The sequence below is a fragment of the Gemmatimonas sp. genome (genome assembly GCF_041689975.1).
Classification (GTDB): Bacteria; Gemmatimonadota; Gemmatimonadetes; order Gemmatimonadales; family Gemmatimonadaceae; genus Gemmatimonas.
In genome coordinates this window covers 1-21,458 of record NZ_JBDNFF010000036.1, presented here as the reverse complement: position 1 = coordinate 21,458, position 21,458 = coordinate 1, and the positions used below count along the sequence as shown (strand labels likewise).

At 64.3% G+C, this 21,458-nt stretch carries 17 protein-coding genes; 8 read left to right on the top strand and 9 right to left on the bottom strand.

The genetic code is table 11. The features are described 5' to 3' along the window. Positions 1-15: 15 nt before the first annotated feature. The 9 genes from hemG to ACESNG_RS02695 form a co-directional block, all read right to left on the bottom strand. Complete coding sequence (gene hemG, locus ACESNG_RS02735; protein WP_373060398.1) at positions 16-1,503, bottom strand: protoporphyrinogen oxidase; 1,488 nt, start codon at positions 1,501-1,503, stop codon at positions 16-18. Between the two features lie 3 nt (positions 1,504-1,506). Then, positions 1,507-2,535 (bottom strand): oxygen-dependent coproporphyrinogen oxidase, encoded by a 1,029-nt coding sequence (gene hemF, locus ACESNG_RS02730; RefSeq protein ID WP_373067696.1) that lies wholly within the window; start codon positions 2,533-2,535, stop codon positions 1,507-1,509. Beyond that, positions 2,505-3,632 carry a uroporphyrinogen decarboxylase gene (gene hemE / locus ACESNG_RS02725; RefSeq protein WP_373060394.1) on the bottom strand — a complete coding sequence of 376 codons (1,128 nt, stop codon included), beginning with the start codon at positions 3,630-3,632 and terminating at the stop codon, positions 2,505-2,507. The genes hemF and hemE overlap by 31 nt, the downstream gene beginning before the upstream one ends. After that, positions 3,629-5,032: a glutamyl-tRNA reductase gene (hemA, locus tag ACESNG_RS02720; RefSeq protein ID WP_373060392.1), complete on the bottom strand. Its 1,404-nt coding sequence runs from the start codon at positions 5,030-5,032 to the stop codon at positions 3,629-3,631. Before hemA ends, hemE begins: the two co-directional genes overlap by 4 nt. 25 nt (positions 5,033-5,057) lie before the next feature. Further along, a complete protein-coding gene (locus ACESNG_RS02715) occupies positions 5,058-6,266 on the bottom strand; it encodes a geranylgeranyl diphosphate reductase (protein ID WP_373060390.1) in 1,209 nt (402 codons plus the stop codon). Between the two features lie 76 nt (positions 6,267-6,342). Then, positions 6,343-7,659: a BCD family MFS transporter gene (locus ACESNG_RS02710; RefSeq protein ID WP_373060388.1), complete on the bottom strand. Its 1,317-nt coding sequence runs from the start codon at positions 7,657-7,659 to the stop codon at positions 6,343-6,345. Then, on the bottom strand, positions 7,656-8,582 hold the full coding sequence (gene chlG, locus ACESNG_RS02705) for a chlorophyll synthase ChlG (RefSeq protein ID WP_373060386.1): 927 nt from the start codon (positions 8,580-8,582) through the stop codon (positions 7,656-7,658). Before chlG ends, ACESNG_RS02710 begins: the two co-directional genes overlap by 4 nt. A gap of 129 nt (positions 8,583-8,711) precedes the next feature. Continuing rightward, positions 8,712-10,151 (bottom strand): transcriptional regulator PpsR, encoded by a 1,440-nt coding sequence (gene ppsR / locus ACESNG_RS02700; protein ID WP_373060384.1) that lies wholly within the window; start codon positions 10,149-10,151, stop codon positions 8,712-8,714. Next, positions 10,117-10,989: a B12-binding domain-containing protein gene (locus ACESNG_RS02695; RefSeq protein ID WP_373067694.1), complete on the bottom strand. Its 873-nt coding sequence runs from the start codon at positions 10,987-10,989 to the stop codon at positions 10,117-10,119. Before ACESNG_RS02695 ends, ppsR begins: the two co-directional genes overlap by 35 nt. Before the next feature lie 277 nt (positions 10,990-11,266). On the opposite strand from ACESNG_RS02695, the gene bchF reads away from it, so the two are divergent. The 8 genes from bchF to acsF all read left to right on the top strand — a co-directional run. After that, positions 11,267-11,815 carry a 2-vinyl bacteriochlorophyllide hydratase gene (gene bchF / locus ACESNG_RS02690; protein ID WP_373060382.1) on the top strand — a complete coding sequence of 183 codons (549 nt, stop codon included), beginning with the start codon at positions 11,267-11,269 and terminating at the stop codon, positions 11,813-11,815. After that, entirely contained in the window at positions 11,812-13,065 is a 1,254-nt protein-coding gene (locus ACESNG_RS02685) for a ferredoxin:protochlorophyllide reductase (ATP-dependent) subunit N (RefSeq protein ID WP_373060380.1), read from the top strand. The genes bchF and ACESNG_RS02685 overlap by 4 nt, the downstream gene beginning before the upstream one ends. 10 nt (positions 13,066-13,075) lie before the next feature. Beyond that, the gene (gene bchB, locus ACESNG_RS02680) at positions 13,076-14,800 is read left to right on the top strand and encodes a ferredoxin:protochlorophyllide reductase (ATP-dependent) subunit B (protein WP_373060378.1); all 1,725 of its coding nucleotides are present in this window, start codon (positions 13,076-13,078) and stop codon (positions 14,798-14,800) included. Next, complete coding sequence (gene bchH, locus ACESNG_RS02675) at positions 14,790-18,626, top strand: magnesium chelatase subunit H (protein WP_373060376.1); 3,837 nt, start codon at positions 14,790-14,792, stop codon at positions 18,624-18,626. The genes bchB and bchH overlap by 11 nt, the downstream gene beginning before the upstream one ends. 82 nt (positions 18,627-18,708) lie before the next feature. Further along, entirely contained in the window at positions 18,709-19,605 is an 897-nt protein-coding gene (bchL, locus tag ACESNG_RS02670) for a ferredoxin:protochlorophyllide reductase (ATP-dependent) iron-sulfur ATP-binding protein (RefSeq protein ID WP_373060374.1), read from the top strand. After that, positions 19,605-20,420, top strand: coding sequence for a magnesium protoporphyrin IX methyltransferase (gene bchM, locus ACESNG_RS02665; RefSeq protein WP_373060372.1), 816 nt, complete (start codon positions 19,605-19,607; stop codon positions 20,418-20,420). Before bchL ends, bchM begins: the two co-directional genes overlap by 1 nt. 25 nt (positions 20,421-20,445) lie before the next feature. Further along, positions 20,446-20,781: a hypothetical protein gene (locus ACESNG_RS02660; RefSeq protein WP_373060370.1), complete on the top strand. Its 336-nt coding sequence runs from the start codon at positions 20,446-20,448 to the stop codon at positions 20,779-20,781. A 17-nt stretch (positions 20,782-20,798) separates the two neighbouring features. Next, positions 20,799-21,458: magnesium-protoporphyrin IX monomethyl ester (oxidative) cyclase (gene acsF, locus ACESNG_RS02655; protein ID WP_373067692.1), on the top strand; the 660-nt coding region annotated here is incomplete at its 3' end.

Below are 21,458 nucleotides of genomic sequence, written 5' to 3'. Positions count from 1 at the left end.
GGAACGCCGCGCCCTTCAGCTCGCTCGAGTGAGGTAGCGCGCCACCCGACCGGCGATCTGCTGACCGCTGGCCATGCAATCGCCTACCGACACGCCGTTCCGGTAGTTGCCCGCAAGGTAGAGCCCCGGATTATTCAACTCCGTCTCGTCGGCGGCGTCCTTCACGGCCTGGTAACCCACAGTGTATTGCGGGATCGCCCGCGGCCAGTACACATGCTTGGCGAAGATCGGCTCGCCGCGCACACCAAGTAGTTGACGCAGATCGATCAGCACGCGCTCCACCAGCAGATCGGTGTCTTCACGCGCACGGTCCGGCATGCGGGCGCCACCGACGAAACAGGTGATGGACACGGTGCCATCGGGGGCGCGAGAGGGGAAGAGCGACGAACTGAAGAGCGCACCAAGTATGCTGCGCTTCTCCTTGGACGGAATCAGCATGCCGAAGCCGTCGAGCGCATGGGACACGTCGGCCCGCTCGAACCCCAGCGTGAGCACGCTCATCGGCGGATACTCGACACGCTCGACCAACGCCGCGTGCTTGCGCAAGCCAGCGGGCAACTCCATCGCGGCCAGTACGTGCGCCGGAGTGGCCATGACCACCGCGTCGACGGTACGGGTGCGTGACAGACCTTCCTGACCGGACTCGACGACCCACCGACCTTCGTCGCGGTGAAGCAGGCGCACCGGGCATCCAAGGCGTAGAGTACCCGACAGCGATGCTTCGAGGGCGTCGGTGAGGGTCTGCATCCCATCCACGAACGAAATCAGCCTGGCGCGCGTGGGTTCCGCGGCCGGCGTGAGGTCGGCGTCTGAGGCCTCCGAGCCATCCGACGCTTTCGCGGGAGCCAAAGGCATCCGTCCACGTGTGGCCATGAGACCGGCCGACAGCGATCCGTGCTTCCGCTCGAGGTCGAACACCCGCGGGAAGGCGTGCATCATGCTCAGCGCTTCGGTATCGCCCGCGAAGATCCCCGAAATGAACGGATCCACCGCATAGTCGAGTACTTCGTGTCCCAGCCGGCGGCGCACGAATGAGGCAATCGATTCGTCGGCGTCGGTGGTTCGTCTGCGCACCAACGGTTCCAACAGCACGCGCAATTTCGCTTTGAGCGAAAAGAGACGAGTGCCCAGCATGGCCAGCGGCGTCATCGGGAACGACTGCAACGTGCCGTCACGCAAAACGTAGCGGCGGTTGGCTTGGGAATTCGCTTCCACCACATCGTCTTGCAGGTCGAGCTGCGTGAGCAGCGCTTCGACAGGGGCCGAGGTCACGAACGAATTGGGGCCATGCTCCGCGAGAAACCCATCGATGTGCGAAGTGCGAATGGCACCGCCGGCGTAACCGCTCGCTTCGTACAACGTGACGTTCACCCCGCGCCGTCGTAGCTCATACGCGGCCACGAGTCCCGTGATGCCTGCTCCTACGACTGCGACCGAACGGTGGTCGCCCGCATCGTGGTCGGTAGGCGGCACGATGTCGCGATGGTCAGCCAGCGCACGCATAAATCATTCTCCGGCGACGTCAGTGACCCAGTCGCGAGGCTCGAGCATACGCACCAGACGAGCCTCGAAGGACTCGGGGGAATAACGAGGGGCATACTGCCACATCGCCAGTGGCGGCAAGCTCATGAGCACGCTTTCCACGCGCGCGTTCGTTTGCAAGCCGAAAATCGTGCCACGATCGTGTACAAGGTTGAATTCCACGTAACGACCACGCCGTACGAGCTGGAACTCCCGTTCGGCCTCGTTGAACGACTCGTCGCGACGACGCTCCACGATCGGCTCGTACGCCTGCCGCAACACGCGGGCCACGTCGCTCACGAACGCCTGCACACCCTCGTGATCAAGACCGTGCGAGGCGTCGTCGGGGCGCAGATGATCAAAGAACATGCCACCGATGCCGCGTGCTTCGTTGTCGCGATGCACGTTCACGAAATACTCGTCGCACCACCGCTTGAAGTCAGGATAGAACCGCGCGTGATGGCGATTGGCCATTGCGTGCAGCGCGCGGTGGAAGGTGACGCCATCTTCCGCGTGCGGGTAGAACGGTGTGAGATCCGTACCGCCGCCGAACCAGCAGTCGGTGAGATTACCATGCTCGTCGGTCAGCTCGAAATAGCGCACATTGAGATGCACCGTGGGCACCTTCGCGCTCCGCGGGTGCACCACCAAGCTTACACCCGTCGCGAAAAAGTGCGTTGCGCCGGCTGCGGCCCCTTGTCCACCAAGACGGCGCGCTGCGAGTTCCGGCAGTTCGCCCATCACGGCCGAGCGATTGATGCCGGCCTTCTCGAACGTCACGCCATCGGTCATGACGCGGGCCACACCGCCGCCACCGCCGGGACGCTCCCAACGATCTTCGGCAAATGTGCCGCCACGATCGAGACGACCGAAGAACGACGTCAGCTCGTCATGCAGGCCGGCGATCCAGCGTATGGCTTCCGCGCGACGCGTCGCGACCACGGGGGCCGCGCTCGGCACGTTCGTCGGAAACACCGCCGCGCTCATCGCGCCCCCGCCAGCTGGGTCGTCCACGCCGCCGGCTGGCTCTGGGCCGCCGCGATCTCCTCCTCCGTCCATCTGAACTCCTTCACGGCATCGATGAAGGCGCGCGCATGATCGGGAGAGACATCCGGAAGGATCCCGTGTCCGAGATTCGCAATGTGTCCGACCGGACCGAACGCACGGATCATGGCATGGGTGCGCCGACGAATGTCAGCCGGCGGTCCATACAGCGCGCACGGGTCCAGATTCCCCTGCATCGCCACTCGGAACGGCTCGAGCTGACGGCGCGCATCCATCGGCGAGGTGTGCCAGTCCACGCCGATCGCGTCGGCATTCGTGGCCGCGGCGATCTCCGCCAACGCCCAACCGGCACCCGGCGCAAACACGATCACCGGCGCACCCGCTTCGCGAGCCTTCTGCGCGCACCGCGCGAGATAGGGCAGCGCAAACGTGCGGAACTCCTCGGGACCGAGGGCACCCGCCCACGATTCGAACAGCTGCACCACTTGCGCGCCAGCTCCGACCTGCGCCACAAGATACTCACCCACCGCATCGGCAATCTTGCCAAGCAACGTGTGGGCCATTTCGGGGTTTTCGTACAGCATGCGCTTGGCGACGGCGAACTGCTTTGTGCCTTTGCCTTCCACCATGTACGCGGCGAGCGTCCACGGCGAGCCGGCGAATCCGATCAGTGGAACTTTACCATCGATTTCCCGGCGGGCCAGCTTGAGTGCGTCGAGAACGTACTTGAGATGCTCCTGTGGATCGATGGCGTGCAGCTGGTCGAGATCCTTGAGCGAGCGGAGCGGGGAAGGGAACTGCGGGCCAACGCCCTCATCGAGCGTGAGGTGCATGCCCATCGCTTCCGGGATCACCAGGATGTCGCTGAAGATGATCGCGGCGTCCACACCGACGAGGTCGAGCGGCTGCAGCGTCACTTCGACGGCAAGCTCGGGCGTCCGGCACATGGTGAGGAAGTCCGACTTCGCGCGGACGGCGCGATACTGCGGCAAATACCGTCCCGCCTGGCGCATCATCCACACTGGGGGGCGCTCCACGGATTCCCGTCGGAGCGCGCGCAACAGCAGATCATTCACCGGTGACGACGGGGCGGGCGTAGAACTCACGTAAACTGCTCCGGTGCAAGCACCATCGAAGGACGACGTTCGCGGGGCGCTTCGTGCGGCACGGGGATATGCGGCGTGGGCGCGTGCTCCACAGCGAGCTTGGGCGCGGCGGCGCGCGGCGTACGAATGGCGCGTGGCTCCTGAGCATTGGCCGGGGAGAACATTTCGAGCAACATCATCGCCTGCGCGTCGAGCGGTTCACCACGCTGCAAGGCGCGCCGCAGCGCCGCCATCGGACCAGCCAGCAGCTTCGCCACGATGCGCGATGCGGCCCGCTCGGCCATGCCGGCGTCTTTCGAAGCAAAGGCGACTTCTCGGCGCGCCACATCTTCGAGCGCCGCACGCAACGGCTTGATCGCATCGCGGGCCGGCATGTTCGCGATCCAGTCCATGAACGAGCTGATCTCGTTTTCGCAGATCTCGTTCGCCACCGGCACCGCATCGCGACGCATCATCTCCGCGCTGAGAATCGGCTGATGCAGCGTATCGAGATCGACCAGCGTAATGCCGGGTTGCTCCGTGACACGCGCGTCGATGTTGCGCGGCAAGCTGAGATCCATCAGCAGCAGGGCGTAGCCCGCGGCCGCACAGGCTTCGCGGGCACGCTGCAGACCGCCGGCGGTGATCACCGGAACTTCGCTGCCCGTGGCCACGATCACCACGTCCGCCATCGCCGCTTCCACATGAAGCGTCTCGAACGGGGCGGCGCGGCCGCCCACGAACTTGGCCAGATCTTGCGCCGTTACGAACGTGCGGTTCACGATGACCAGATCGCGCGCGCCGAGCTTGTGGAGTTGCTTCGTGGCGCGGGCGCCTGTCTTACCGGCACCGACTACGAGGCAGCGCGCATTCTCGAGATTCCCGAAGCGCTGACTGGCCGTGATCGCTGCTTCGGCTCCGACCGAATTGCGACCTGCGGTCAACGACGTTTCGGTTTGTACCCGCTTGCCGGCGCGCAGCGCCGTCTCGAACAGGCGATGCAACACCGGACCAGCGGTGTGGCCGCGCGATGCGCGTTTATACGCTGCCTTCAGCTGACCAAGAATCTGTCCGTCGCCGAGCACCTGCGATTCGAGCCCGGCGGCGATGCGCACCACATGGCGCGCCGCCTCTTCACCGACACGTCGCGTGGCCGTGCGCAGCAGTTCGTCGCCTTCGGTGCGCGTGCGCATCCATCGGCGTGCGAGCGCCTGCACGGCCCGGTCGACGACGGCCGGCTCATCACCGTCCACCCACGCGTACAACTCGGTACGGTTGCAGGTGGAGATCAGCGCCGCTTCAGTGACGATTTCGCTTCGGGCCGTGCGATACAACTGCGTGAGACGCTCTTCCGACAAATGGAAGTGCTCACGCGTGGCGACGTCGGCCTGACGAAAATCGATCGCGATCGATATCAGCATCGGAGTGCGGACTCGGGGGTGGTGCTCACGCGGTCGCGAGACCGGTCAGATGCGCGAGATTCTTGAAGAAGATTCTCACATGGGCGAGTGGCTTGGCTTTCACCAGCTGCTTGTTCATGTAGCCGTCGAACGTGAGTTCCTGCACATCTTTGTCACGACAGATCGCCACGAAGCGCTCACGACGATTGTCGTTACGATACCAGAATGTCTGCATCACGTCGAGCACGAAGAAAACCGGCCCGTGCAAACGCATGAAGCGGCGACGTGCCCGGCGCAACGCCTTCGTATTGCCGGTCACCAATGCTTCCAACACCGCGTCGGCGGCAAACCGACCGCCGGTCATCGCGTAGAAAATCCCTTCTCCACTGGCTGGTGCGACCACACCGGCCGCATCACCTGCCAAGACCACGTCGCGGCCGTTGTCCCACTGCGGCAGCGGCTTGATCGGGATCGGCGCGCCTTCCCTGCGGATCGTCTCCACTTTATCGAGCCCCGTATCCTTGCGCAGTTTGGCGACCGCATCCTTCAGTCCGAACCCCTTCTGTAATGTACCTGTCCCGATGCTGGTCGTCGCGCCATGGGGGAAAACCCAGGCGTAGAAGTCGGGGGACAGCGGCGCCTGGTAGTACACGTCGCACCGGGCCGCTCCAAAATTCGCCTCCTGGCCGGCCACCGGCGACTTCACGATTTCGTGGTACGCGAATACGTGCTTGGCCTTGTGCGAATTCGGGATGCACTGGCGGGCCACCGGAGAGAGCGCTCCGTCGGCGCCGATCACCATCCGGGCGCGTACCTGGCGCGTTTCACCGGCCCGTGAGCGACCGTCGGTGTAGCTGACCACCGGGATGCCATCGGCACCACGCGTGAAGGTCGTGAACGTCCCGACATGTCGCTCGGCGCCGGCGTTGGCCGCCCGCGTACGGAGCCACTCGTCGAACACGTCGCGGTCGACCATGCCCACATACCCATCGCCCACCGGAATATCCACGGTGCGCCACGTCGGGGAAATGATGCGGGCCGTGTCGATCTGCGCCACCATCATCGATTCCGGCACATCGAAGTCCCGCAGCAGCTGGGGCGGTACCGCGCCCCCACAGGGCTTCGTGCGCCCGGCGCGATCGAGCAGCATCACCGAACGGCCCGCTTTCGCGAGTTCGTGCGCTGCCGTGGCACCGGCCGGACCACCACCGATCACCAGCACGTCGTACAGGTCGAGCTGTGGCACTTCACTCATGTGACATCCTCAAGCGTTAAAACAAATCGCACGCGCAAACGCGCATCGGTCATCAGCGTTTCCAACATCGTCATCGTCACTGCAGCACCGCCGGTAGCATTTCCGCACGCTGGCGGAACACATCATTTGCGCGCTCGCTCGAAGCGCTGCGCAGCGCGAGGAAGGCGGAAGCGGCAAAAAGCATCGCTTCGGCGCTGAACACGGCAAGGTAGCCGCGGAGCGGCGAGTCCAGCACGGCTTTTGCCGTATCGACTCCAATCGCTCCCGCCATCGTGCCAGTCGCATAAGCCAGCGCCTGTGCCGCGCCGAACACACCGAGGCGCAGTCCCGCGCGGCCATCAGTCTTGTCGCCGGTCAGCGCCATCATCGAACCGATCGCGCCGATTGCGAACACGCCGTTCGCCAGCCCCAGCATCATGACGATTGCCGTGAACATGCGCTCATCGCCCAACACCGGCGAGGCCGCGAGCGCGACGTACGTCACCGCCGACGCCAAGCAGCCGGCCGCCGCCCAATGACGCAACTGACCGCGACGGGTGGCCAGCACGGCCGTCGCGATCATACCGATCAGCACACCGCCATGGTGCATGCCGGAAAGTTTCGTGCTCTCGCCCGGCGTCATGCCGAATGCGATACCGGCGAACGGCTCGAGAATGAGATCCTGCGCGCTGTAGGCGAACATCGCGAGAAAGATGAAGCCGGCAAACAGGCGCGCTGCCGGCTCTTCCCACACGGTGCGCAGCGCGGACATGAACAAACCGTGCGACGCGTCGGAGCTGCGCGGCACCGATACTGCCGGACGCGGACCGCGCTCCACGCCGTACGTGGCGACGACCGCCACCAGGAATCCGACGCCACCAATCCCGCCGGCGATCGCGATCAGGCGCGTATACGAAAACGGGTCGAGCAACGCCCCGGACGTCGCAGCCGTGATGATGATGCCGACGATCATCAGAATCCACGTGATCGCCGCCGCACCGGCACGTTGCGATGGAAGCGCGTGCTCACTGATCAGCGCGAGCAACGGCGTACCCGCTGCGCTCACGCCGGCGCCAAGCACGACGCTGGCGATCGACGCGAGCGCGATGCCCAGCGCGACATTCGTGGCCATCACAGGAATGCTGGCCGCGACACCGACGCCACCCAGTGCACAGACCGCGAGGCCGCCCAGAATCCACGGCGTTCGGCGACCGCTACGATCGCTGTCGTGTCCGAGCCGCGGACGTAGAATGAGCTGCACGCCGAAGTGCAGCGCTACGAGCAATCCCGGCACCGTGGCCGGGAGCGATAGTTCGACGATGATGACGCGATTGATCGTCGTGGTCAACAGCACCACGACGGCGCCCAGCGCGGCCTGCACGAGGCCAAGTCGCGAGAGCTGCCACCAGCTCATTTGCCGGCCTCGGCGATGATCGGCAGCGTACGCACGGCGAACGCAGCGATCATCATGCCACTCACATAGAACGGAACGCCAAAGGCGCTGAGCCACAACGCGCGTTCGCGCGGCGACTGCACGAAGCGCCACATCATGACCGCCTGAACGAGAGAGAGCACGCCGATTGCGAACGCGTGCCATGGACGGTCCCATGATACCAGCATGACAATCACCGCCGCCTGCGCCAGCAACATCACCAGCGACGCCACACGGGCAGCACCGTCGGCGCCAAGCAGGACGGGAAGGGAATTCACACCCATGCGGCGGTCGCCCTCCATCGCCTTGAAATCATTCAGCGTCATGATGCCGTGCGCGCCGATGCTGTACAGCGTGGCGAGTAACAGCAGCGGCACGGGCGGCACATGATTGCCCAGCATGATGCCGGCGCCGGTCACCCAGGCGAGTCCTTCGTAGGTAAAGCCCACGGCCGTGTTGCCGATCCAGCCGTTGCGCTTGAAGCGGAACGGTGGCGCACTATAGCCCCACGAGAAGAGCAGGGCGATGGCGACGGCGGAAACACCGAAGGCACCGAGCGGCAGCGCCGCGAAGACACAGAGCGCGGTCCAAAAGATTGCGATCGCCAGACCCCATTGACCGGGAATCCGGCCGGAGGGAATCGGACGATTGGGCTCGTTGATCGCATCCACGTGCCGATCAAACCAGTCGTTGACGGCCTGACTCGACGCACAGACAAGCGGCCCCGTGATCGCGATACCGAGCGCGAGCAGGGGGATACGCTCCGAGAGGGGGACGCCAGCGGATATCGCACCGCAGGTGAACGCCCACATCGGAGGGAACCACGTCACCGGCTTGAGCAGCGTCAGGACCGCCTTCGGATCCGGGCGCGCTTTCGCCGACTGTACAGAAAAACTGACGCTCATAGGCGTCTAGTTTAGTTGACAGTACATGAATGCGACAGAGTAAAGTTGAGCAGAAATGGGAGACGACCCAGTCCGAACTGCGGGGGACGACCAACGGCCGATGTAAACCGCCCGTTGACAGTCCATCGTTCAGCTTACCGGGGTCTTTTCGCCGCCGCTGGGCGACACCAGTCGGTGCCGCCGGAGCTTAACGTACAGGCTCTGTCTGCTCACGCCCAGCACCTCGGCCGCCGAGGTGCGGTTGTCGTTCGTGAGCTCGAGAGCCGCCTCGATGAAGTGGCGCTCCACCAGGTCGACGGTATCGCGGACCAGATCCCGGAGGGCGACACGCCCGACCAAAGTGGTCAGCTCTTCGACTGCACGAGTCAGATCCCGGGCGCCTTGGGGACTGGCGGCCAGCCGCCTTCCGATGTCACGGATGGTGAAGCCGATACACGGCACCTCGCCTTCGGGTGCCCACACGGCCGAGACTTCGACCTCGCTCTGGTGGCCGCTGGTGCCGCGCGCCGTGGTGGCCATGAGCCGAACGACCCCGTTCTTCTTGAGCATGCTCGTGAAAACGGGGAAGTCGGCGCCAGGGCGTCCTATATAGGTAGCCAGCAGCGTGCCGCGCATCTGCTCTTCGCTCGCCAGCCCGGCGATGTCGAGGAAGGCGCGGTTGGCGGTCAGCACATGGCCTTCGAGATCGGTCACCACGAAGCCATCGGGCGAGCGCTCCAGCAGGTCGATGACCCGCAGCGGCGAGTCGGCGGACGCGCTGGCGGTCGGCGACACATCGGCGGCGGCGAGGCGGAGGAGCAAGAGCGTCGCCGACTCCTGTCGGAAGCACGAGGCGGAGGCGTGATACGAACGGCCACCGGCAGACATGGTGATGAGCACGTCGCCGGCTCGGCCGGCACTCCTCGCAGTACTGGTCAGCTCCTGGAGCGCCTGCGCGCCTTGGGCGTCGGTGCCGAACGGGAAGGTCCGACCGATCAGACGATCCGACGTATCGCCGAACACCTGTCCCGCGGCCGTGTTGGCGTCGAGAACCTTGAGGGTGGTCGCATCGATCACCAAAATCGCGTCGCTCGCAATCTGGAAAAGTAGGCGATACCGCGTTTCCACGTGCCGGAGCCGCCAGTAGTCACGCTCCATAGCTTGCTGCGCTTCGACCAACCGCTGTTGCAGCGCGGAGACGTGGCGCATGTCGCGGCCAACCGCGACCAGACTGCCGTCCCGCCCGATCCGCAGCGCGGTGTACGAGACGGGAGCGTCAGCGCCATCAACCAGCAGATTATTCACCTGGCGACGCTTCGAAACGCCGCTGGAGGTCGCCTCCTTGATCAGCGAGTCGATTTTCGCGCGGCTATCGGGCGTGACCGTATCGATCCATGAACAACCAACCCACTGGCTGGCCAAATCAAACTGGGTTTCGGCACCAACGAGCGTGACGTCACGAATAACGCCCGCGCTGTCCATTACAAGGGCAATGTCCCCCGCAACGGCGAGCAGCGACGCTGCAGTCTTGGCATCGATATCGCCAAAAAGGGCTTCACGTGCGTTCAAGGGCGTCACTGAACTGGTCATGCTCGCTTACGGCCTCCTTGGGTGCATCAGCCGCGGCGCGTCGCGCGGCGGCGAGCAGCCTGCGGGCGATCTGCGGCGCTTCACGAGCATCGCCGGCGATGGCGTTTGCGCCAACCTCATCGGCGGCGTTCGGGTGCTCACAAAAAACCTGACCGCCGACCATGAACTGCACGTGCGGATTGCGCGAGGCCGACTTGAGCCGCCGGATATCGCGCTTCAAAATGGGAAGTCGGCTCTCGCTCCCGACGGAGAACCCGATAACGTCGTACCACTCCGTGCCCACCATCGTCAGCAGATCGCTCTCGGACCACGGCGCTCCGACAAGGACGCGCCAGCCGTCACGCAAGAGGAATTCGCCGACCATGATGATCCCGAGTGTGTGCTGCTCTCCCGGTATACACGTCAGCAACGCATTCCCAACCGGCTCGCTTCGGCTCGCATCGGCCAGAAAGACCTGCGAAAGGTCACGCAACAGGCGCTGCATGCGGCCGAGTGAGACGGTCACCTCGACAAAGTCGCACTCGTCGTTGTCCCACATCTGACCGAGCCGGCGCGCCGATGGGGCCAGCAGATCGAGGTAGACGGCCTCGATCGTAGCTCCCTCGGCCAGCACATCTCGTATGAATTCCACGGCCCTCGCATCATCGGGACTGCGCACCGCGGCCACGAACCCGTCCACGTCGCGCTCCGACAACTCGCGGGCAATGGCCGTCGCCAGCACCGGGGGAACCGGTCCCGCGCGATGGCTCGTGAGCAGACGAGGGACGAGCTCACTTTCAATCGTCCGCTCGAGTCGCGCGAGGCGCTCAGATCGACGGGGGGCCAAAGGCGATTCCATCACGTTGTGGCTTGTGCCCGGGCCGCGAGTCACCGAAGGGTGATCGGAAGCGGCAGGCTGGAGGGAAGCGCCGAACATTGCCGCTGAGTCTCCTGGGCGCAAGAACGAATTGGGAATCAGCGCACCTTTTTCAGATGTGGCGGACCGTCTTCGATACAATAGTGACAATCTGAACGGATTGTCAAGAAAGGTTGACGTAAACTTTTCTTGACAACGTCCGCGCAATTCCCTACTCTCTTCCCATCTGGGTATGCGAACCCCCGGTAGAGACGGTCAGATGACTATTCCCACCCACGCCTCGGACGCGTCCACCGCGACCGACGGTGCCCGTTCTCCGTCGCTCCAAGCGACGCGGACCGGATTATATACGCCCGAAGAACGTCGGCGTCGCGATGCGACTCGCTGGACGCTCGTTCAGGGCATCCTCGCCCCCGTCCAGTTTCTGGTCATGGCGGTTTCCGTGGCGCTCGTGATCCGGTATCTGCGCACCAGCGAGGGGCTGTTTGCCGCCAACGTCTCCGTCGTCGTCAAGACGTTCGTGCTGTACACGATCATGGTGACCGGCGCGATCTGGGAGAAAGTGGTCTTCGGCAAATACCTTTTTGCTGAGGCCTTCTTCTGGGAAGACATGGTCAGCATGGGCGTCATCGCGCTCCACACCGCGTATCTGGCCGGCCTCGTGCTGCACTGGCCGCCACGCACGCTCATGGTGCTCGCGCTCGTGGCGTATGGTACCTATGCTGTGAATGCGATTCAGTTCGTGCTCAAACTGCGAGCCGCCCGACTGCAGGAAGCCGAGTCGCTGCGCCGTGCAGCGCTCGCGTGAGCACCGTCGTGGAACTGCCGGTGATCCGGGAGCGTGGTCAACGCGAAGTCTTCTGCGGACTGACCGGCATCGTATGGCTCCACCGGAAAATGCAGGACGCCTTTTTTCTGGTGGTCGGTTCCCGCACCTGTGCGCATCTCGTGCAATCGGCGGCTGGCGTCATGATCTTTGCGGAGCCGCGCTTTGCCACGGCCATCCTGAGCGAGCGCGATCTCGCCGGCCTGGCCGATGCCAACGAGGAACTCGATCGCTGCGTGAAGCAGCTTCTTGCTCGCCGCCCCGATGTCACCACGCTGTTCCTCGTGGGATCGTGTCCCTCGGAAGTGATCAAGCTCGATCTGCAGCGCGCAGCCGAGCGGCTCAGTGACGAGTTGCTGCCGCGCGTACGCATTCTCAACTACTCGGGCAGCGGTATCGAAACCACGTTCACGCAGGGCGAAGACGCCTGTCTGCGCTGCATGGTGCCGCATCTTCCCGCCTCGTCGAGCGAGACCGCCGAACTGATGGTGGTCGGGACGATCGCCGACGTCGTCGAAGATCAGTTTACGCGGCTCTTCGCCCAGCTTGGCGTGGGACCCGTGCACTTTTTCCCGCCGCGACTCGCGCGGAATCTGCCGCCGGTCGGCCCGCACACCAAGCTGCTGCTGGCCCAGCCTTTCGTCGGCGAAACCGCGCGGGCGCTCATCGCGCGCGGCGCCACGCTGCTGCCGTCGCCATATCCGTTCGGCGCGAACGGCACGACGGCCTGGCTGCAGGCTGCCGCGCACGAGTGGGGCGTCAGCCCGGAGCTGTTCGACAGGGTCACCGCCGCGCCGGCCGAACGCGCCCGCGTGGCGCTCTCGCGCTACAAACCCTGGCTCGCCGGCAAACGGGTGTTCTTCTTCCCCGACTCGCAGCTCGAGATTCCGCTCGCGCGCTTCCTCTATGAAGAATGCGACGCCGAGTTGGTGGAAGTGGGCACGCCATATCTCGACAAGCTCATGATCGCATCCGAACTCGTACGGTTGCCCGCGACGGCGCAGATCAGCGAAGGGCAAGACGTGGAGAAGCAGCTCGACCGTTGCCGCGAAGCGCGTCCCGACCTCACGGTATGCGGCCTCGGCCTCGCCAATCCGCTCGAGGCCGAGGGACTGCGCACGAAGTGGTCGATCGAACTGGTGTTCTCTCCGGTGCACGGCTACGAGCAGGCGGGTGACCTGGCAGAACTCTTCGCGCGGCCGCTCGATCGCGCGCAGCGACTCGCGGTTTGAGGATCACGGTATGGAACTGACGCTCTGGACGTATGAAGGCCCGCCCCACGTCGGCGCGATGCGTATCGCGACGTCGATGAAAGGCGTGCACTACGTGCTGCATGCGCCCCAAGGTGACACCTACGCCGATCTGCTCTTCACCATGATCGAGCGGCGTGACTCGCGCCCGCCGGTTACGTACACCACGTTTCAGGCACGCGATCTCGGTGGCGACACGGCGGAGCTGGTGAAATCGGCCGTGCGCGATGCATACGAACGCTTCAAGCCGGACGCCATGCTCGTCGGCGAGTCATGCACCGCCGAATTGATTCAGGATCAGCCCGGCTCGCTGGCAATGAGTATGGGGCTGCCGATTCCCGTGGTGCCGCTCGAACTCCCCGCGTACTCCAAAAAGGAGAACTGGGGCGCCAGTGAAACGTTTTATCATCTGGTCCGCACACTGCTGTTGCCGCTCGCGCCGACCCCGGGCTCGCCGGCGCGTCCGAGCGTCGCGGCGGCGGCGGCGCGCGACCATCGACGGCCGCGCTGCAACCTGTTGGGCGGAACGGCCCTCGGTTTCCGCAATCGCGACGACGTGCGCGAAATTACGCGACTGCTACAGGACATCGGTGTCGATGTGCATGTCTGCGCACCGTTGAATGCCACGGTGGCGGACATCCGGTCGATGCCGGACGCCGACTTCAACGTGGTCCTGTACCCGGAAGTCGCCGACACCACGGCGCGTTGGCTGCAGAAAACCTTCGGACTGCCCACGGTACGCACCGTACCGATCGGCGTATTGGCCACCCGCGAGTTCGTCGAAGAAGTCGGCAAGGTCGCCGGCGTCGATGTCTCCGCGTTGCTCGAGCGCGAACGCGCCGGTAGCGCACAGGTCGACGCCAGCCGTTCGCTGTTGCCATGGTACTCACGCTCGGTCGATTCCACGTATCTCACCGGCAAGCGCGTGTTCGTGTTCGGCGACGCCACGCACGTCATGGCGGCCGCGCGGATGGCGAAGGACGAACTCGGCTTCACCGTGGTCGGCATCGGCACGTACGCCCGTGAATATGCGCGGCCGATTCGCGAACTCGCGGCGTCACTCGGCGTGGAAGCACTGATCAGCGACGACTATCTCGCCGTCGAACAGCGTGTCACCGAACTCGCCCCGGAACTCGTACTCGGAACACAAATGGAGCGCCACATCGCGAAGCGGCTTGGCGTACCGTGTGCCGTGATCTCGGCGCCCATTCATGTGCAGGATGTGCCGGCGCGGCATTCACCGCAGATGGGATTCGAAGGCGCGAACGTGATCTTCGATACGTGGGTCCATCCGCTCATGATGGGGCTCGAAGAGCATCTGCTGCACATGTTCAAGGACGACTTCGAATTCTCCGACGGTGCCACGCCGTCGCACTTGCACGCGTCGCCAGCGTCTATCAGTCAGCCGTCGCGCGGGGATGCCATGGGCGGCCAACGCGTCACGCCGTTCACGGCGCGGGCGGCGATCGAACTCGAAGCGCCCGAGGCGGCCAGCGCGGTCGGCTTCGCCGAAGAGGAAGACGAGGAGGCTGCCCTCGTGTCGGTCGCGCCAGTCACCACCTCGTGGCTCGCTCCGGCCGAAGTGGAGCTCAACAAAATCCCATTTTTCGTGCGTGGTAAAGTGCGGCGCAACACCGAGCGGTACGCGCTCGAACACGGCATCGCGCACATCACGGTCGATACCCTCTACGACGCGAAGGCGTTCTATGGCCGCTAAGAAGAATGTAGGGGTGATCCCGATTCGGGTGGCAATCACCACCCTCGACGCACACCTAGCCGATGCGTTCGGGCGGGCCGGTGCCGCGCTCACGCGCGACATCCCCGGCCTGACCATCAACATGCACGTAGCGGCGGACTTCGGCAGCGATCCGCAGGCCGCTGAGCGCGCTCGACAGGACATCGCGCAGGCAAATATCGTCGTCTGCACGCAGCTCTTTCAGGAAGAGTATGCGAATGCAGTGTACGAGGCCGTGCTGGCGCGACGTGATCAAGCCGACGCCGTGCTGTGTGCTCTCTGCACCCCCGAGCTGGTGAAGTGTACGAAACTCGGCAAGTTCGACATGAGTGGCGGCGAGTCCCGCTCGCCACTCTCGCCGATCAACCTGCTCAAGAAGCTCCGCGGCTCGCGGGGAGACGGCAAGTCGAGCGGCGAGCGTCAGATGACCGCGCTCCGCACGCTACCGTCCATTCTGAAGTTCATCCCGGGCACCGCCCAGGACGTCCGCGCGTACCTCTTGCTCATTCAATACTGGCTGGCGGGCACGTCCGAAAACATCGAGCAGATGGTGAAGTATGCCATCGATCGCTACGCCGACGGGCCGCGGAAAGCACTACGCGGGGCGCTCAATCCCCAGCAGCCACAGACGTATCCCGAAGTCGGACTGTGGCATCCATCGCTCCCCGAGCGCGGGATTGTGGAGAAGCTGGAAGCGCTGCCACGTCAGCGTGGCGCGAACGTGGGCACGGTGGGCGTGCTCGTCGGTCGGTCGTATCTGCTGGCCGACAATGTGGCGCATTACGCGGCGGTGGTTGCGGCGCTGGAGTCCAAGGGACTACGCGTAGTGGCTGCGTTCGCGTCCGCGCTCGATGCGCGCCCTGCCGTCGAGAAGTACTTCACGAACGGGGCTGGACAGGCGACGATCGATACGATGATCAACCTGACCGGGTTCTCGCTGGTTGGTGGTCCCGCGTACAACAACTCTGAAGCGGCGCAGGAGGTGTTGCGCGGCCTCGATGTTCCGTACCTCACGTTGCAGACGCTCGAGTTTCAGACGATCCAGGAGTGGCGCAACGATGCCCGCGGCCTCAATCCGTTGCAGGCCACGCTGCAGATCGCGATTCCCGAACTCGATGGCGCGATTATCCCGACCGTTTTCGGTGGGAAGGGCGAACCGCAGCCTGGCAAGGCGGCCGCATCGGAGCCGATCCCGGAGCGCATCGAGCGCGTGGCCGAACGCGTCGCCAAGATGGTTGCGCTGCGGCGCAAGGATCGTTCGCAGCGCAAGATTGCGCTGATTCTGTTCAACTTCCCGCCGAATGCCGGCAATACGGGCAGCGCCGCGTATCTCGCCGTGTTCCCGTCCATGCAGCGCGTGCTCGCTTCGCTTAAGGAGCAGGGCTATTCGGTGGACCTCCCGGCCAGCGCCGACGATCTGCGCGAGCGGATCACGGGTGGTAACCGCGAGCGCTACGGTGCGCCGGCCAACGTACATACCACGATTCGCACGGACGATCACGTACGTCGCGAGCTGTATCTGGCCGAGATCGAGAAGACGTGGGGCCCCGCCCCCGGTCGACAGCTCTCGGACGGCCAGTCCATTCAGATCATGGGCTTGCAACTCGGCAATGTGTTCATTGGCGTGCAACCGTCGTTCGGATGGGAAGGCGATCCGATGCGTCTGTTGTTCGAAGGTGGCTTCTCGCCAACGCACGCGTTCAGTGCTTTTTATCGCTGGTTGCGTGAGGATTACGCGGCCGATGCCATTCTGCATTTCGGTACGCATGGCGCGCTGGAGTTCATGCCGGGAAAGCAGTCGGGGCTCGATGATCGCTGCTGGCCGGATCGCCTGATCGGTGATGCGCCGAACGTGTATTTGTACGCATCGAACAATTCGTCCGAAGGCACACTTGCCAAGCGTCGTGGCAATGCGACGCTGGTGTCATACCTTACGCCTCCGGTCGCGAACGCCGGTTTGTATCGTGGCCTGCTCGACCTGAAAAGCACGCTCGACCGGTGGCGTGCGCTCGACCAAGGCAAGGCGAGTGAAGCGGCGTCGTTGCGCGAGCTGATTCAGCAGCAGGCCGCCGCCGTTGAGCTGGCGCCGGCCGCTCCGGCGTGGAGCGTAGAAGAAACGGACGCGCGCGTGACCACGTTGCGTGATCGGCTGCTCGAACTGGAGTACAGCCTCATCCCTATGGGTCTGCATGTGGTCGGTGAGGGGATGAAGCCCGAGGCGCGCGTCGGCGTTCTGGTGGAGATGGCGCGTTCGGGTCGGCCTGAGCTGGACCTCCCGGCCATTGGCGACACGATCGTGGTGGGGCAGAGCACGCGCAACGCCTCCGACGATACGGTGCAGCTGGTGGAGCGGATCGTCCGGGCCTCGGTTCAGGAACTGGTCGATACGAAGGACGTGCGGAGTGCCGAGCGGAAGGCGTCGGCCGAGGCCAAGTCGAACGGTCTGCGGATTGCCGACGACGGCGCCCTTCGACAGCATCTCGAGGCGCTCACCGGCTTCGACAAGTCGTTGAGCGAGGATCGCGAGGTCGCCGGCATTCTCCGTGCGCTGGACGCCCGGTATGTGTCGCCAGCGCCGGGAGGAGACCTGCTGCGCAATCCGGCGGTACTCCCTACGGGACGCAACATCTACGGCTTCGATCCGTATCGGGTGCCGAGTGCGGTGGCCATGCTCGAAGGTCGTGTGCGGGCCGAACAACTCCTCACGCGCTACGTGGCAGACCACGGCGCGCTCCCGGAGTCGGTGGCGGTCGTGCTCTGGGGCACGGATAACATGAAGAGTGAGGGCACTCCGCTGGCGCAGGTCATGTCGCTGATGGGTGTCGTGCCACGCTTCGACGCCGTCGGTCGCCTGACGGGAGCGAGGTTGTTGCCGCTGACGTCGCTCGCTCGGCCTCGCGTGGACGTGGTCGTGACGCTTTCGGGCATCTTCCGTGACCTCTTGCCGCTGCAGGTCAAGTTGCTCGCCGAGGCGGCGTTGATTTGCGCACAAGCCGACGAAGATCCGACGCAGAACTTCATACGGAAGCACGCGCTACAGACCATGCAGGACACGGGCTGTGATCTCGCCACGGCGGCGCTGCGTGTATTCTCGAACGCGGACGGGGCCTACGGCTCGAACGTCAACCTGCTCATCGATACCGGCAAGTGGGAGAAGGAAGACGAACTGGCCGATCTCTTCGTGCAGCGGAAGGGCTTCGCATATGGCACGGATGGTCGCCCGTCGGCGCAGCCTGCCCTGATGAAGCGTGCGCTCGGACAGGCGACGCTCTCGTTTCAGGGGTTGGACTCGGTCGATCTCGGTGCGACCGACATCGATCAGTACGTGGAATCGCTTGGCGGCATGACGCGAGTGATCGCGCAGCAGAATGGCGGTGAGGCGCCGGCCGTGTACCTGGGCGATTACAACAACGCGCAGGGCAAGGTGCGGACGCTCACCGAGCAGGTCGAGCTGGAGTCGCGCACCAAGCTGCTCAATCCACGATGGTACGAGAGCCAGCTGGAGTACGGGTACGAAGGCGCCCGCAACATCGCGGGCCACGTGATCACGACGTTCGGCTGGTCGGCCACCGGTGGTAAGGGTGCTGTGCCGGAATGGGTGTACGCGGAAGCCACGAAAACCTTCGTGTTGGATGAGGCCATGCGGGAGCGCCTGGCGCAGGCCAACCCCGACGCGGCCTCCGGGCTGGCGCAGCGCCTGCTGGAAGCAAATGATCGAGGCTATTGGTCGCCCGATGAAGCGACGCTCGAGGCGCTGCGCAATGCGGCCGCTGATCTCGAGGATCGACTCGAGGGCGTGTTCGCATGACGCTCGGAGGTACGATGACGCAGGACCACGTCGCCGACTGGGGCGCCGATGAAACGCAGGGCCACGTTACCGAGGTAACGATATGACCGCGACGCAACTTCCGATTCTTGATGGTGTCGGCGATGGCGAGGGGAGTTTGCAGGTGCACCTCGATGAGACCACCAAGATCGACGGCGCTCTCGTCATTGCCGTGTACGGCAAGGGCGGGATCGGCAAGAGCACGACTTCGTCGAACTTGTCGGCGGCCTTCTCGCGACTCGGGAAGCGCGTGTTGCAGATCGGTTGCGACCCGAAGCATGATTCGACGTTCACGCTCACCAAGAAGATGGTGCCGACGGTGATCGACGTGCTCGAATCCGTCGACTTTCACTCGGAAGAATTGCGCCCGGAAGACTTTATGTTCGAGGGCTACAACGGCGTGCAGTGCATCGAAGCGGGTGGTCCACCGGCGGGCACGGGATGCGGAGGCTACGTGACCGGCCAGACGGTGAAGCTGCTGAAGGAGCACCACCTGCTCGAGGATACCGACGTGGTGATCTTCGACGTGCTCGGCGACGTGGTGTGCGGAGGATTCGCCGCGCCGCTGCAGCATGCGCACTACTGCCTGATCGTGACGGCCAACGACTTCGACTCGATCTTCGCGATGAATCGCATCATTGCGGCCATTCAGGCGAAGTCGAAGAACTACAAGGTTCGTCTGGGCGGGGTGGTGGCGAACCGCTCGAAGGACACGAATGAGATCGACCGCTTCAATGCGGCGGTCGGACTGAAGACGATGGCGCATTTTCAGGATATCGACGCGATCCGGCGCAGCCGCTTGAAGAAGTGCACCATTTTCGAGATGGAAGATTCGCCTGAGGTGATTGCTGCTCAGGAGCAATACATGCTGCTCGCCTCGCGCATGCTCGACGACGTTGTACCGCTGCCCGCCAATCCACTCAAGGACCGTGAGATCTTCGACCTCCTCGGACTCGACTGATGCCTACGCAGCTCACCTCTGAAATCTCCGCGACTCCGGGTTCGTCGTTCGAGGCCACGTCGCCTGGGGGTTCGCACGCCACATCGGCGTCGTACCTCGAACGGCGGGCCTGGATCGGAGAGTACTTCGACCGCACCGCGTCGGCCGCGTGGAAGACATTGACGTCGGACGCACCGGTTTCGCGGGTGCGTGCCACGGTCCGCGCGGGACGCGACCAGATGCGGCACACACTGCTCAACTGGCTCAGCCCCGACCTGCACGGTGTCCGCATCCTCGACGCCGGCTGTGGCACGGGCACGCTGGCCATCGACCTCGCGCGGCGAGGGGCGGAGGTGGTCGCGATCGACCTCTCTCCAACGCTGGTGGATCACGCCCGGGAACGCGCCGAGGAAGCGGGGGTCTCGATCGATTTCCATTCCGGCGACATGCTCGACCCGGCGCTGGGTACCTTTGACCACGTTGTGGCCATGGATTCGCTGATTCACTACGACCTGCCGGAGATGATCGCCGCGCTCGAGGCATTGGCACCGCGCGTTCGCGAGCGGATGCTCATCACCGTCGTGCCGGGCACGGCACTGCTGGTGGCGCTGCGCGCGGTAGGCCGCCTGTTCCCGAAGGCTGACCGAGCGCCGGCCATCGTGCCGATCTCGGAGCGGGCGTTCCGGACCGGCCTTCTGGGATCGCGCGTCCTCGATACGTGGGGTATGGTTCGCACTCGGCTTATCGAGCGTGGGTTCTATCGCTCCATGGCGATTTCGCTGCATCATAGTTCGATGGGCGGCTCATCGGGCGCGGCGGCCTCCCGCCGCAGTTGACGATCACCGGTTTCGAGGGAACGACGTGATGGACGGTATGGTGTGGGGCATAGCCGGCTTAGGGCTGGCGGCGGCGACGGGATGGTTCGTGATGCGTCGTCGATTCGAAGTGGCGTGCACGATCGATCTCGAGTCGACGCACGACCACTTCCACGCGCACGTGGACCTCGATGGCGTGGAGGTCGACCCCGGTGATCAAGTCCTGGTACACAATACGCCGACGCACATCCCGTTCGGGACGCAGCGCACCTATGCCTCCCGGGCAACGGTGCAGCGCGCGAGCTGGCTGCGGCGGCAGTTCGTGAAGCTGACCGGCGGCACGGAACTGTACGAACTGTACGACGTCGGCTTCGAAGGCTGAGGAGACACACAGACCCTATGTACCCTACCGCTACCGAGTTGCCCGTTCGCGCGTACGACAACGTGAACGAGAGCACGAAGAACGCCCAGCAGGACGCGATCCTGGCTCCGCGGTTCTATACCACGGATTTCGCGAAGATCGACGCGCTCAGGATCAAGGCCGAGCACCAGCAGATGTGGGACGACATTCTCGCGGAGTTCCGCCGGGATCCGAACAAGAACCACTTCAAGCGCAACGAGGAATTCGACGTCGATCTTTCCGCGATGGACCCCGAACTGCGCGTGCAGTTCGTGGAGTTCCTCGTGTCCTCGGTGACGGCGGAATTCAGCGGTTGCATCTTGTACGCGGAAATCAAGAAGCGGATCAAGAATCCCGAAGTGCGTGAGCTCTTCGGCTTCATGAGCCGCGATGAGGGACGTCACGCCGGCTTCATCAACCATACGCTGAACGACTTCGACGTCGCGGTCGATCTCAGTTTCCTCACGAAGGCGAAGAAGTACACGTTCTTCCAGCCGAAGTTCATCTACTACGCCACCTACCTGTCGGAGAAGATCGGGTACGCGCGCTATGTGACGATCTTCCGCAATTTCGAGAAGCAGCCGGACAAGCGCTTCCACCCGATCTTCAAGTGGTTCGAGAACTGGTGCCTCGACGAGTTCCGTCACGGCGAGGCCTTC